General features: G+C 63.7%; 11 protein-coding genes. 6 read left to right on the top strand and 5 right to left on the bottom strand.

Features of this window, described 5'->3' with window-relative positions; genetic code table 11:
- The first annotated feature begins 23 nt into the window (after positions 1 to 23).
- The 3 genes from AB0N72_RS05210 to umuD all read left to right on the top strand — a co-directional run bounded on the left by AB0N72_RS05210 (position 24) and on the right by umuD (position 1,962).
- A complete protein-coding gene (locus AB0N72_RS05210; protein WP_363929903.1) occupies positions 24 to 794 on the top strand; it encodes an SDR family oxidoreductase in 771 nt (256 codons plus the stop codon).
- Positions 795 to 842: 48 nt separating this feature from the next.
- Positions 843 to 1,436 carry a dihydrofolate reductase family protein gene (locus AB0N72_RS05205; RefSeq protein WP_363929902.1) on the top strand — a complete coding sequence of 198 codons (594 nt, stop codon included), beginning with the start codon at positions 843 to 845 and terminating at the stop codon, positions 1,434 to 1,436.
- A 94-nt stretch (positions 1,437 to 1,530) separates the two neighbouring features.
- On the top strand, positions 1,531 to 1,962 hold the full coding sequence (gene umuD / locus AB0N72_RS05200) for a translesion error-prone DNA polymerase V autoproteolytic subunit (protein WP_363929901.1): 432 nt from the start codon (positions 1,531 to 1,533) through the stop codon (positions 1,960 to 1,962).
- Here umuD and AB0N72_RS05195 read toward each other — a convergent pair.
- Positions 1,953 to 2,969: a LacI family DNA-binding transcriptional regulator gene (locus AB0N72_RS05195; RefSeq protein WP_363929900.1), complete on the bottom strand. Its 1,017-nt coding sequence runs from the start codon at positions 2,967 to 2,969 to the stop codon at positions 1,953 to 1,955. The two genes, umuD and AB0N72_RS05195, sit on opposite strands and share 10 nt — an antisense overlap.
- Before the next feature lie 134 nt (positions 2,970 to 3,103).
- Here AB0N72_RS05195 and AB0N72_RS05190 point away from each other — a divergent pair, with 134 nt between their 5' ends.
- Entirely contained in the window at positions 3,104 to 4,573 is a 1,470-nt protein-coding gene (locus AB0N72_RS05190) for a sugar porter family MFS transporter (RefSeq protein ID WP_363930330.1), read from the top strand.
- 180 nt (positions 4,574 to 4,753) lie between these two features.
- Positions 4,754 to 6,052 carry a Y-family DNA polymerase gene (locus AB0N72_RS05185; RefSeq protein WP_363929899.1) on the top strand — a complete coding sequence of 433 codons (1,299 nt, stop codon included), beginning with the start codon at positions 4,754 to 4,756 and terminating at the stop codon, positions 6,050 to 6,052.
- A 28-nt stretch (positions 6,053 to 6,080) separates the two neighbouring features.
- Here the strand turns inward: AB0N72_RS05185 and AB0N72_RS05180 are convergent, their stop codons facing one another.
- Genes AB0N72_RS05180 through nirB form a run of 3 tightly spaced genes read right to left on the bottom strand, consistent with a single transcriptional unit; the run spans position 6,081 to position 10,910 of the window.
- Positions 6,081 to 7,238, bottom strand: coding sequence for a uroporphyrinogen-III synthase (locus tag AB0N72_RS05180; protein WP_363929898.1), 1,158 nt, complete (start codon positions 7,236 to 7,238; stop codon positions 6,081 to 6,083).
- Between the two features lie 12 nt (positions 7,239 to 7,250).
- Positions 7,251 to 8,285: a uroporphyrinogen-III C-methyltransferase gene (cobA, locus tag AB0N72_RS05175; protein WP_363929897.1), complete on the bottom strand. Its 1,035-nt coding sequence runs from the start codon at positions 8,283 to 8,285 to the stop codon at positions 7,251 to 7,253.
- Positions 8,286 to 8,297: 12 nt separating this feature from the next.
- Positions 8,298 to 10,910, bottom strand: coding sequence for a nitrite reductase large subunit NirB (gene nirB, locus AB0N72_RS05170; protein WP_363929895.1), 2,613 nt, complete (start codon positions 10,908 to 10,910; stop codon positions 8,298 to 8,300).
- 282 nt (positions 10,911 to 11,192) lie between these two features.
- Here nirB and nirD point away from each other — a divergent pair, with 282 nt between their 5' ends.
- The gene (gene nirD / locus AB0N72_RS05165) at positions 11,193 to 11,573 is read left to right on the top strand and encodes a nitrite reductase small subunit NirD (RefSeq protein ID WP_363929894.1); all 381 of its coding nucleotides are present in this window, start codon (positions 11,193 to 11,195) and stop codon (positions 11,571 to 11,573) included.
- A 5-nt stretch (positions 11,574 to 11,578) separates the two neighbouring features.
- On the opposite strand, the gene AB0N72_RS05160 is transcribed toward nirD, so the two are convergent.
- Positions 11,579 to 13,327 carry a phospho-sugar mutase gene (locus AB0N72_RS05160; protein WP_363929893.1) on the bottom strand — a complete coding sequence of 583 codons (1,749 nt, stop codon included), beginning with the start codon at positions 13,325 to 13,327 and terminating at the stop codon, positions 11,579 to 11,581.
- Positions 13,328 to 13,382: the final 55 nt, after the last annotated feature.

Genomic DNA, 13,382 nt, shown 5'->3' with positions numbered 1-13,382 from the left:
CTGTTGCCGCATAGGGTTCATGCATGGACCATCGCTCAAAGGTTGCAGTCCTCACGGGTGTTGGCAGGAGGCGTTCCATCGGGGCCGCTCTTGCCATCGGCCTCGCGGAAGACGGATGGAATCTGATCATCAACCACTGGAAGCCCTACGACGACAGGCTCGGCCTCGAGGCGTCCCCGGAGGACGTCACCGCCATTGCCGCCGAATGCCGCGAACTTGGCGCCGCCGTCGAACTTATGCCGGGCGACCTCAGCGAGCCTGCCGTTCCGGCGGCGTTGATCGCTGAAGGTCAGAGGATGGGACCCGTGACCGGTTTGGTCATGTCCCATTGCGAATCGGTGGACAGCAGCATCCTCACAACTTCCGTGGAAAGTTGGGATCGCCATTTTGATGTGAATGCCCGTGCCACCTGGCTGCTGATCAAGGCCCTCGCCGAGCAGTTGCCGCCTGTTCCTGCGGGAACCGTGGGTGGCCGGATCGTGGCATTGACGAGTGATCACACGGTCCACAACCTGCCCTATGGTGCCAGCAAAGGTGCCCTGGACCGGATCGTGAGAGCGGCCGCCGTCGAACTGGGTGAAAAAGGAGTGCGGGCCAACGTCATCAACCCAGGCCCCATTGATACCGGCTGGATGGACGACGGCGTGCGGGAGTGGGCGACGGGCGCCACCCCTGCGGGACGCCTTGGCACTGCTTCGGACACTACCAACCTGGTGCGCTTCCTGTTTTCCGACGCCGGTTCCTGGATCAACGGTCAGGTCCTGCACAGCAACGGCGGCTTCAACGTCTCCTGACGTGGCTTGCTCTGGTGGCCCGGGCCGTCCCGATGGCAGGATGGGCCCATGACCCTCGTTACATGTGACCTCACCGTGTCCCTCGACGGCTTTGTTGCCGGACCCCACCAGAGCATGGAGCAACCGCTCGGGGAGGGCGGGGAAAAGCTCCACCGCTGGCAGTTCAAGGAACGGGACATCAACGCAGTCGAGGTTGCCGGGATCCTGGAAGCCGGGGCCTACATCATGGGCCGGAACATGTTCGCCGGTCCGGGAGACGGGGTGTGGCCGGAGGATTGGCGTGGTTGGTGGGGTGAAGAACCGCCGTACCATGCACCTGTATTCGTTCTGACCTCCCACGCCCATGAGCCCATGGTGATGGAGGGCGGCACCACGTTCCACTTCGTCAATGATGACATCGGGTCGGTCCTGTCCCGGGCCCGTGAAGCCGCAGGTGACAAGAACGTTGCCGTCGCCGGGGGAGCGTCGACTGCCCGGCAGTTCCTGTCCGCCGGGCTGATCGACGAGCTGCGGCTTCACGTGGCGCCGATCGTCCTGGGGGCCGGTGAGAGATTGCTCGATGGCGTGGGTGACCTCAAGCTTGAGCCGCTGGAGGTTCGGGGTACGAGCCTGGTCTCACACCTCCGCTACAGAGTCGGCTAGGGAACGCCACTCTCGGCGAAGCAGACGGCGCGCAGAATGTCCTCACACCGCTGTACACTGAAGCATCGAACATATATTCGAATAAAGGTGTGTTGTGGGCGTGATAGTCGGCCCCCGCGTGATAAATGCGGGCTTTTCCCTGGTGTCGGTGTTGTTGGCTCCTGTGTCCGTGGCGGCTGGGTACCCGTCGCCGGCGCAGGACTACTTCGATGGCCGGATCGACCTCAATGAGCACCTGATCAAGGACGTCACCAGCACCTTCGTGGTGCGGGTGACCGGTCAGTCAATGGAGGCGGCGGGAATCAGCGACGGCGACGAGCTGATCGTCAACCGGGCGCTGGAGCCCAAGGACGGGTCCGTCGTCGTGGCTGTCCTGGATGGTGAGCTGACCGTCAAGCGGTTGCGAATCACCCCAACAGGTGTGGTGCTGCAGGCGGACAACCCCACATTTCCGGACATCAGGGTGGCGGCGTTATCGGAGCTGACAATCTGGGGTGTTGCCACCACGTGCCTGCATCACGTGTAGGCGCCCGGCGCTGCTGTCGAGTTGCGGACCACCAATTCTGGGATGAGCCGTTCGTCCGCGATGGGACCCTCCGGATTCCTGAGCCGATCCAACGCTATCGCGCCCGCGGCCTGGCCCAGGGTAACAGCGCCAAGGTCAACTGTGGTGAGGTCGATGCCGTGCAGCTTGGCGATCCTCGAATTGTCGTAGCCCACCAGGGACAGGTCATGCGGGATCGACAGGCCCAAGGCGTAGGCGGCTTCGCGGACGCCCAGGGCCAGTTGATCATTGTGGGTGAAAATCGCTGTGGGGCGGTCGGGCTGATTCAGCAGGCTGGTGGCGGCGCGTTGTCCGGCTTCCTGCGTGAAGTCTTCGGCGGACAGCGTTTGGGGCTTCAGCCCGGCGTCGCGCATGGTTTTTTGGTAACTCCGCCTCCGGGCGGTGTGTCCGTCGTAAACGGGGCCGGCCAGATGGACGATGCGCTGGTGTCCGAGGGCGAGGAGGTGCTCCGTGGCGGCCCTTGCCCCCATGGCGTCGTCCGAGTACACGCTGTCCACGCCGGGCACGGGGCGCGTGACGCTGACAAGTGGCACTATCTGCGCCAGTTCCTGCACGCGCTCGTCCGGATCCAGGAGCGTCGCGGCAATGATGATCCCCGCCCGGGCTTCGATAAGGGACTCCAGCGCGCCCGCGTCAACGCCACCGACCGACCGGGATACGCTCAGGATCAGCCGGTTGCCGTCCTGCGGAAGGGTCATGCGGACGCCGCTGAGAATGTCGGCGTAGATTTCGTTCCGCATATCCATCAGATAAAGCCCGACGGCGGAACGGTGCTTGCGTGCCAGATCGGCCGCTGCGGCGTTGGGCCGGTATCCCAGACGTTTGGCGGCTTCGAAGATGGCTTCTTTGGTTTCTCCGCTGACTCCAGGGGCTCCGCGGAAGGCGAATGACACAAGTGTTCTGGAGACACCAACTTCCCGGGCGACATCACTTTGCGTGGCGGGGCGGTGCGGGCGGTCGGGGGCCATGCCCTCCATCCTCCCATGTCGCAGAAAGGGTAAAACTGGGAGTTTGTTAGTTTGACCTTACATTTAAGCCTTTCGCGCGTTAGTCTGGGTTTAGAGCGGATGAGCATGACCCGCAACACACCGACAAAGGAGTCCTGATGTCTGCAACGCAAATGCAGCGGGAAGGCGCCCATGGGGCATCCCTTCCTCCCCTGACCAATGGTCCGCACCGAAAGCGCCTCGGCCTCGTCGCCTTGGTCGCAACCTTCGGTGGACTGTTGTTCGGCTATGACACTGGTGTCATTAACGGTGCCCTGAGGCCGATGACCGCTGACCTGGACCTGACGCCCCTGACCGAAGGGATCGTGACCAGTTCCCTGCTGTTCGGGGCAGCGGCCGGAGCTGTTGGAGGCGGCCGCCTCTCCGATTCGTGGGGCCGCCGGAAGTCCATCATCCTGCTCGCGGTGCTGTTCCTGGCGGGAACCATTGCCTGCGTCTTCGCGCCGAATTTCGAAGTCATGGTGCTGGGGCGTGTCATTCTTGGCCTGGCTGTGGGGGGAGCTTCGACAGTAGTGCCTGTATTCCTTGCCGAGCTGGCGCCCTACGAGATCCGCGGTTCGCTGGCCGGGCGGAACGAGCTCATGATCGTCATCGGCCAGCTCGCAGCGTTCGTGGTCAACGCCATCATCGGGAATGTCTGGGGAGAGTTCGGGGGCGTGTGGCGGGTCATGCTTGCCGTTGCTGCCCTGCCCGCCATCGCACTGTTCTTCGGCATGCTCCGTATGCCCGAATCACCACGCTGGCTGATTTCAAAGGGACGATGGGAAGAGGCCCTGGTGGTCCTCAAAACCATTCGGTCGGTTGAACGCGCCGAGGCCGAAATGGCCGACGTGAAGCACCTTGCCGAAGAAGAGCGGGCGTCGAAGGCGACGTCGTGGGGCGCGCTTAAGGACAAGTGGATACTTCGCATCATCCTGGTGGGCATCGGACTGGGTGTCGCGCAGCAGCTGACCGGCATCAACTCGATCATGTACTACGGCCAGTCCGTGCTGGTCGAGGCCGGCTTTGACTCCAGCGCGGCCCTGATCGCCAACATCGCTCCCGGAGTGATCGCGGTGGTTGGCGGTGTTATTGCGCTGACCCTGATGCAGCGGGTCAACCGCCGCACCACGCTGCTGCTCGGCTTCACCCTGACCACTGTGTGCCACTTCCTCATTGGTATCGCTTCGATCGTTCTGCCGGTGGGCAATGCCGCCCGTCCGTTCGTGATCCTTTTCCTGGTGGTGGCGTTTGTGGGTTCGATGCAGACCTTCCTCAATATCGCCGTCTGGGTGATGCTGTCCGAGATTTTCCCGCTGCACGTCCGGGGTTTTGCCATCGGCCTTTCGGTGTTCTGCCTCTGGATTGCCAACGCTCTTTTGGGCTTGTTCTTCCCCAGCCTGGTTGCCGGAGTGGGGATCACGGGTACGTTCTTCCTCTTTGGGGTTGTGGGGATCGCGGCCCTCATCTTCATCTACACGCAGGTCCCTGAGACCCGCGGACGCACCCTGGAAGCGCTGGAAGAAGACGTCTCCACTGGCGCCATCTACCTGGTACACAAGAAGGCCCCCTCCGCCGGTCCGTAACTCGGTTTCACGCTGCGCCGGCATCCCGTCCTCCGGACTTTTCCACAGTCCGGACGGCGGGATGTTTCGTTGTCGGACGGCGGAGGTACAGTTGAATCATTCGAATATATATTCGAGTGCACGGCGTGTCCTTTCCCTTTCCTGCGGGCACGCATGCTACTGCCTAACCGAGGAGGACCGATGTCCAGGCCAGCGCTTATGCACCAGATGCAGGAGATCGCCCACGTGGACATCAACTGCTTCTACGCTTCGGCGGAACGGGCCTTCAATCCTGCGTTGGAGGGCAAGCCGCTGATAGTACTCTCCAATAACGATGGATGCGCCGTGACAAGATCCCCCGAGGCAAAAAAGCTCGGCATCGGTCTCGGAGACCCGTGGTTCAAGTTGGCGCCACGGGCCAAGGAATGGGGGCTCGTTGCGCTCTCCAGCAATTACGAGCTTTACGGGGACATCAGCTCGCGGATCATGGAGTTGCTGAGCCGCTACTCGGCGTGGCAGGAGGTCTATTCGATCGACGAAGCATTCCTGGGCGTCAAGGGCCAGCCGGCAGAATTGCTGCAACTGGGAAGAACCATCAAGGATGCTTGCCGGAGGCACGTAGGGGTTCCGGTGTGCGTCGGTATTGCCCGGACCAAGACCCTCGCCAAGCTGGCCAATAAATGGGCCAAGCACAATCCAGCGTTCGCGGGAGTATGCCGTTGGGACTCGGTTCCGGAAGCCGAGCGCGAGGCCCTCATGTCCCGGCTTTCCGTTATCGAGATCTGGGGCGTGGCCACCCGGCTTACCAAGCGCCTGAACGCGATGGGGATTTTCTCCATCATGGACCTCGTGCGGGCGAATCCTGTGGCCCTGCGGGACAAATTTTCCGTAGTCATGATGCGTACCGTTTTGGAACTGCAAGGGACGCCCTGCATTCCCATGGAGGAGGAACGCATCGGACGGGACCAGCTGATCTTCTCGCGTTCCTTCTCAACGCCCATCACTACCGCAGCCGGGATGCGGCAAGTGCTCAGCGTATACGGGCAGATGGCGAGCGCCAGGCTGGCCAAGCATGACCTCCAGGCGAAACTGCTGACTGCATTCGCGCAAACGTCTGTCTACAACCCGAACGATTCATCGTTTCCGGCCGTCAACGTCAAACTGCCCATGCCCACGGCGGATCCTGTGCTGCTCACCAGGGCTGCGCACGCCCTCGTTCCCAAAATCCAGGAAGGCATGAGGTATGCCAAGGCCGGAATCATGGTCACCGACCTCCGCCCCACCGGCAACCAAAAACCCCTGGAAATCTTCGAGAACCGGCACGAGGAACGGGGCATCGGAAGTTTGCTGGAGGAGGTCAGCAAGCGCTACGGCCGAGGCTCCATCGGCCTGGGACACGCAGGCATCAAAGGCGGTCCGGACTGGTCCATGAAACGGGACATGCTCAGCCCCCGCTACACCACCCACTGGGACGAGCTCCCTATGGTGAAGGCGGCGTAGCGTGGCGCAGAACGGCGAGGCCGCAAAGCTATGCCCGGAGCCGGTACCCTCGCTTCACCACTGTTTCCACAAGTTTGCCGTCCGGGAGCGAGGACCGCAGCCGGCTGACCGTCATGTCCAGGGCATGCACGGAACCGCGCAGGTCCAGCAAATCCGAGAGTGCTTCGCGGGACAGGACCGCCCCGCCGGCTCCGAGCAGCGCCCGCAACAGCAGGAGGGGGGCGGGCGCCAGGTCCACAACCTCGCCGTCGATCCGAAGGCAGCGCCCCCGCAGTTCGATCGTGGCGCTCTTGGTCTCCAAGCGGCGCACATGATTCAAGGACAGGTGCTCGGTCACAAGACGAATGAGTGCACCCATGCGGTATCGGTCAGGGATCAGCGGCGTCAGCCCGGCGTCGACCAAGGGCTGTGCGGTGACCGGCCCTACCGCGGCTACAGTCACCGGACCCTTGAGCGCTTCAATGAGTTGGCGGTAGAGGCCCATCTCATGGGCGGTGCTCCACATGGCGTCAACGGCCGGTGCGCTGGTGAAAGTCAGGACGTCGAGGTTGCCGCTGACCACAGCTTCGATCAGGCGCGGCAGCTTGTCTTCACCGTCCGGCTTGACCCAACGGTAGGGAGTCACGGTCAGCACGGTCGCGCCGGACATGCGGAGCCTCTCAAGCTGGCGAACGTCCGTGTACCCGTGCAACTGCACGGCCACGGTCTTGCCGCGCACGCCCTCCACGAGGAGCATGTCCACCAGGGTTGCCGTGGTTTCGTCGCTACTGATTCCGACGTCGGCCAGGCCGGCCGCGCGTACGGCGCCGCGTGCCTTGGGCCCGCGCACGAACATGCGGCAGGCGGACAAAGTTTCCAGGAGCTGTTCGCCGATGCCAAAGGAATCGGCTGCTTCGCACCAGCGGCGCATCCCGTAGGCAGTGGTGGCTATGCAGATGTCCGGCTTCGCCTCGATGATGGTCCGGGTGTCCTCAATGAGGATCATGTCCTCCTGGACGGGGGCGATCTTCAGCGCTGGGGCGTGCAGGACGCTCGCACCGCGCCGTTCCAGGGCCTCGATGAGGTCGCGGGAACGGCGGTGCGAGGTGACCCCGATACGGAACCCATCCAAGGGCGCGTCGGTGGCCTCGGAAACGTCCGGGGCGGTATTGGGGTCCTGGACTTCGATGGCACGTGCAACAGTCATGTGTTCTTACCTTCAGGCTTCAAGGAGCGAAGCCGCGAGCCGGCTCAGTTCAGCGGATGCTTCGGCGTGGTTCCGGTTGGCCTCGGCCACCCGGACAACCTCGCCAATGACCAGCACGGCGGGGTTGCTGCAGCCGGTCGCAGCCGTTTCGATACTACCGAGATCGGCAATGGTGGTGCGCTGGCCCGGCCGGTAGCCACGTTCCACTACGGCCATGGGCATGTCGGATCTCATCCCTGCCCGGCGCAATCCGGCCGCCAGCTGGGGGAGTGTTCCGATTCCCATGAGGACCACGAGGGTGCCCCCAAGGCCGGCGAGGTGGGTGTGCTCCTTTTCCGTCAAGGGTGCGTGCCCGGACACCACGGTGAACATGTGGCTCACTTCGCGGTGCGTCACCGGGATACCTGCGGCAGCGGGGACGGAGATCGCGCTGGTGACCCCGGAAATGACGCGGACCGGAACACCGGCGGCGACGCAGGCAGCCACTTCCTCACCGCCACGCCCGAAGACGTAGGGATCGCCACCCTTGAGCCTGACCACGTTCTTGCCCATCAGGGCCGCTTCCACCATGAGCTTTTCGATGTCGCGTTGTGTGACCTTGTGGAGGCCAGGCTGCTTTCCAACATCCACCAGGTCCGCAGAGGTCAGCCCGGCCAGTTCCTGGTAGGGAGCCAGGCGGTCGTAAAACACGACGTCCGCATCACGCAGAGCATCCAAGGCCCCTACCGTCAGGAGGTCCAGGGCGCCCGGGCCTCCGCCTACCAGGGTCACATGTCCCTCGGCGCCTGGGGCAGGCTCGAACGCTACCGGGATGCCGGCTTCGCGGCAGCGTTCCACCAGCGCAACCCAGCCGTCGTCGCCGTCGTCCACTACCGCCACCAGGAACGGGCGCTCGGGAAGCTGGCCGTCCGACGGTACGCCGTCGGGCGTGCTCAGGCGGTGGACGTTGGCTCCCGCGCTCCGGTAGCGGCGAACAGCCTGGCGTGCGGTTTTATCGGATCCTGTGACCAGGACATCGCGGCCGGTGAGATCAATGGTGAGCTGCATGGGGACCCCTTGTTATTCGCTGCGGACCGGGATGGTGGAGGCGATGAGCACGCCGCCCTTTTCTTCGTTCGTGGCAGGGCGGATTTGGCCGCGCTCCGGAACGAAGGCAATGGACTCGTCCTTCTGGTCGGGGGCGTTGACGAAGGAGCGGAATCGGCGGAGCCGCTCCGGATCCTTCAACGTTTCGGCCCACTCGTCCTCATAGGTGTCGATGTGCTTGGCCATCGCGGCTTCAAGCTCGGCGGCAATGCCCAGGGAATCGTGGACCACCACATCCTCGACGTGCTTGATGTCGCCGTCGAGCTCTTCCTGCCAGCGGGCAGTGCGCTGCAGGCGGTCAGCGGTCCGGATGTAGTACATCAAGTACCGGTCGATGTACTTCAGCAGTGTTTCGTCATCGAGGTCTTTGGCGAGCAGCTTGGCATGCGCGGGAGTGGCTCCGCCGTTTCCGCCAACATACAGGTTCCAGCCGTCCGCGGTAGCGATCACACCGACGTCCTTGCCCCTGGCCTCGGCGCACTCGCGGGCACAACCGGAAACGCCCATTTTGAGTTTGTGCGGGCTGCGGAGTCCGCGGTAGCGCAGCTCCAGCGCGATGGCCATGGCCACGGAATCCTGGACACCGAAGCGGCACCATGTGGATCCAACACACGACTTCACAGTGCGCAGGCTCTTCCCATAGGCCTGGCCCGATTCGAAGCCGGCGTCCACCAGCTCCTTCCAGATATCCGGCAGTTGCTCGAGCCGGGCTCCGAACATGTCGATCCGCTGGCCACCGGTGATCTTGGTGTACAGGTTGTACTTCTCAGCCACCGCCGCGATGACCCCAAGGCCCTTGGGGGTGATCTCACCGCCGGCAATGCGGGGAACCACGGAGTAGGTGCCGTCCTTTTGCATGTTCGCAAGGGCGCGGTCATTGGTGTCCTGAAGCGAACCACGGCCGGCGTCCAGGACGTAGGCGGAGTGCTGGCTGGCCAGGATGGAGGCGATGGTCGGCTTGCAGATGTCGCAGCCCGCGCCGGTGCCGTACTTGGCCATGATGTCCTCGAAGGAGGTCAGTTCCAGGACGCGGATGGCATCGAAGAGTTCCTGGCGCGAGAGGCTGATGTGTTCGCACAGGGCTTTGGAGACCTCGATGCCGGACTTCGTCAGCTCGCCTTCAAGGAGTTTCTTCAGCATGGGAACGCAGGAACCGCACTGGGTTCCGGCCCGGGTGCATCCCTTGAGCTCGCTGAGTTCCTGGACCGGGGCGTTGCCTTCGCAAGCGCCACAACCATTGATGGTGTCGCGGATAGTACCTGCGGCTACGTTGTTGCAGGAGCACAGGATGGCATCGTCCGGGAGTTCGGTCTCCGGAGCTTCGCCACCCCCGGCGGCGCTCAGGTACGCTCCCGGTTCGGCAGGCAGTTCACGGCCCAGGAGCGGGCGCAAGCTCATGTAGGGCGAAGCGTCGCCCACGAATATCCCGCCCAAGAGGGTCTTCGCATCGTCAGTGGTGACGATCTTCTGGTAAACGCCCCGGGCGGGGTCAGCGTAAACAATTTCGAGGGCGTGCTCAGTCCGGGCAAAAGCGTCGCCGAAGCTGGCGACATCCACACCGGAGAGCTTGAGCTTGGTGGCGGTGTCGAAACCAGGGAACGTCGCTTCTCCGCCGTGCAACCGGTCCGCGACGATTTCAGCCATGGTGTTTGCCGGCGCTACGAGGCCAAGGCACATACCCTCAAAGTTGGCCACTTCACCAATGGCCCAGATGCCATCGACCTCGGTGGCGCAGAAATCGTTGATGACCACGCCGCCGCGCTGGCCCAGGCTGAAAAGCTGCTCTTCACCCTCGGCTGCGCGGAACAGATCGTCGCGGGGCCTGACGCCGATTGCCACAATCACGAGGTCGGCCTCGATGATGCGTCCGTCTGCCATCAGGACGCCGGTCACCTGGCCGTCGTCGTCCGCCAGTACTTCGGAGGGAAAGACACCGCCGTGCACTTCGAAGCCCTTGGCCGCAATCAAACGGCCCAAGGCCTGGCCCGCGCCCTCGTCCAGCTGGGTGTTCATCAACCACGGGGAGCCGTTAATGACCACAGGCGTCGCGCCGAGTTGCTCAGTACCGGCGGCAGACTCGAGGCCGAGGAGGCCACCGCCTATGGTTACCGCGTTGACCTTCCGCCCGAGCTTTGTGGTCAACTCCGCGATGGCCTTGTTGATGGACCATACGTCCTCGAGCGTCCTGTACACGTGCGTGTGCTCGGATCCGGGGATGGGAAGACGGGCAGCATCAGAACCTGTAGCCACCACCAAGTGGTCGTACCCGTACACATTGCCCGCAGCGGTGAAGACGTTCCTGGCGACGGTATCAATCCTGACCGCGCGCTCGCCGGTCTTCAGTTCAACGGCAGGGTGCTCCCACATCGCGGCATCGCCAAGGGTGAGGTCAACGTCGGTTTCCGTGAGGGCCTTGCTCAACGCCACGCGATCGTAGGGGAGGTGCGCCTCCTCCGTCAGTACCGTAAGTTGCCAGCCTTCAAGACCGCGATTGACCATGGCATCGGTGAAGCGGTGGGCAGCGGGACCGCCGCCGACGACCACGACGCGGCGCGGGTTCTCTGTGCTTGAAGTGTGTCCGGTCACTGGTGGGCCTTTCGCAGATGTTGCAGACGGATCTCCGCCAACTTGTGGTCCCAGCCTAGGTAGGGGCAGTTTCGCTTCAGTTTCCCTTTTGTTTCGTGGTCTTAACTTCTGCATCACGAACGCGTTTCAGTGGGCGTGAGGTGTCTTTTACCAGTCGGACACAAAGGCGCACCCCGCATGAAACACCCCGGTTTTAGCGTGGAGGAGTGGCCGCAAGTGTGGCCCGGTCCGGGGGAGTGGCGGAGGAAAACGCCAACACCGGACACAGTGAGAGGGGCTGAAATGACCGTAATTCTGGACCGTGCCGCAATTCTTGATACTGCCGGAGAGCTGACCGCAGCCGTTACGTGGCACCGGGTTTGCCCGTTGGACGAGCTTGAGCCCGCCTGGGGAGAAGCGGCACTGATCGCCGGCCGTCAGGTTGCGCTGTTCCGCACCGGGCCCTCGGAAGTATTCGCAGTGGCCCAGCAGGACCCGGCGACCCTCGCCAACGTCATGGCGCGAGGCATCATCGGATCCCGCGGAAGCCGCCCGACCATCGCCTCGCCGCTCCACAAAGAGGTCTATGACCTTGAAACGGGCGAGTGCTTCAGCAATCCCGAACTCAGCCTTGAGGCCTTCGCCACCCGTCTGGTGGACGGCTTCGTCGAGGTTGAACTCTAGAGTTCCTACTGCCCCAATGCTTCGCGGACGTCCCTGAGGACATCGTCCAGGGCTGTCCGCGCTGCCTGGCGCGCTTCAGGAAGCTCAGCCGCGGATTCCACGGCCTGAATGACTTCCAGGTAGCACTTGAGTTTGGGCTCCGTACCGCTGGGCCGGATGATGACCCGGCTCTGATCGCGCGTGAGGTACAACAGCCCGTCCGTTGGAGGCAGGTTGTCGCTTCCTTCCGCCAGATCCGTGGAAATTTCGACGGCGGAGCCTCCGAACGCTTCGGGTGGATTGACCCGGAGCCGGTTCATCATGGCGTCCAGAAGACCCAGGTCTGCCACACGGATGCTCAGCTGGTCGCTCGCATGGAGCCCGTGGACAAGGTACAAGTCGTCCAGGGTGTCGAAGATCGTCTTGCCCTCGGCTTTGGCCGCGGCCGCCATCTCGGCGATCAGCACAGCGGCAGAGATACCGTCCTTGTCCCGGACCAGGTCCGGCGCCACGCAGTAGCCCAAGGCTTCCTCGTACCCGTAGGTGAGGCCGGGGACGCGGGAGATCCACTTGAAACCCGTCAGCGTTTCTTCATGGGCGTAGCCCGCGGCAGCAGCGATCCGCGAGAGCAGTCGCGAGGAAACAATCGAGTTGGCGAAAACCCCTTTGTGTGGTTCTTCCGAGGAAGAGGCAGCGGCCAACCGGGCCACGATATGGGCTCCCAACAACGCGCCAACTTCGTCGCCTCGCAGCATGCGCCAGGCCCCGATCGTGGGGTCCAGGGCGGCAACCGCAGCGCGATCGGCGTCGGGATCATTGGCCAGCACGATGTCGGCCCCGGCGTCGGCGGCAGCTGCCAGGGCCAGATCCAAGGCGCCGGGTTCTTCGGGGTTGGGGAAAGCCACGGTGGGGAAATCCGGATCCGGCTCGGCTTGTTCGGCCACCAGCGTCACGTCAGTGAAACCTGCCGCGTTCAGGACCGAGACCGCTGTCCCGCCGCCCACGCCATGCATGGGTGTCAAGACGATCTTCAGGTCCCGCGCAGGGAAGTGCTCACGGTCAACCAGCTTGGCCATGGCGGACTCATAGTCCGAGGCGATGGACACCGGCAGCACCGACCAGCCGGAATCGGCCAGCTCGATGGACTCCAGTGCACCCACGGCCTCGATCCTGGCCGCGATGCTGGCATCATAGGGCGCGACGATCTGGGCACCCCGGCCGCTCTCGGATACGGCATGCCGCCCCAAGTAGACCTTGTAACCGTTGTCCTGCGGCGGGTTATGGCTGGCAGTGACCATCACGCCGCCGTCGCAATCCAGGTTCCGGACCGCGTAGGCGAGCAACGGCGTCGGAAGGGCCGCAGGCATCAGGAACGTTTCGATACCCGCAGCGGTGAAGATCGCTGCCGTTTCTTCGGCAAAGATGTCCGAGTTGTAGCGGGCGTCGAATCCGACGACGGCGCGTGGCCGGGTTCCAGGGGCAGCTGCGGCTACGGTTTCGGTGAGGAAGGCTGCCAGCCCTGCTGCTGCACGGCGGACAACCACACGGTTCATGCGGTTCGGGCCGGGACCGAGGGCCGCGCGCAGGCCGGCGGTGCCGAACTGGAGGGTGCCGTTGAAGCTGTCGCCCAGTTCCTGGACTGCTGCTGCGTCACCGCCGCTGGCGAGGTCGGCTAGCTCCAGAAGCGCCGCCGTCGTCGTCGGGTCCGGGTCTTGGGAGGCCCATTGGCGGGCGTCGGTGATCAGCTGTTCAAATGCGGCATCGCTGGATGTCATAGGGACAAAACTATCCTCATTGCGCACGGCAACGGCAACGCGGGGTCAGATACGG

The organism is Paenarthrobacter sp. NPDC089307, assembly GCF_040685055.1.
Taxonomy (GTDB): Bacteria; Actinomycetota; Actinomycetes; order Actinomycetales; family Micrococcaceae; genus Arthrobacter.
This window is presented reverse-complemented; position numbering and strand designations above follow the sequence as displayed.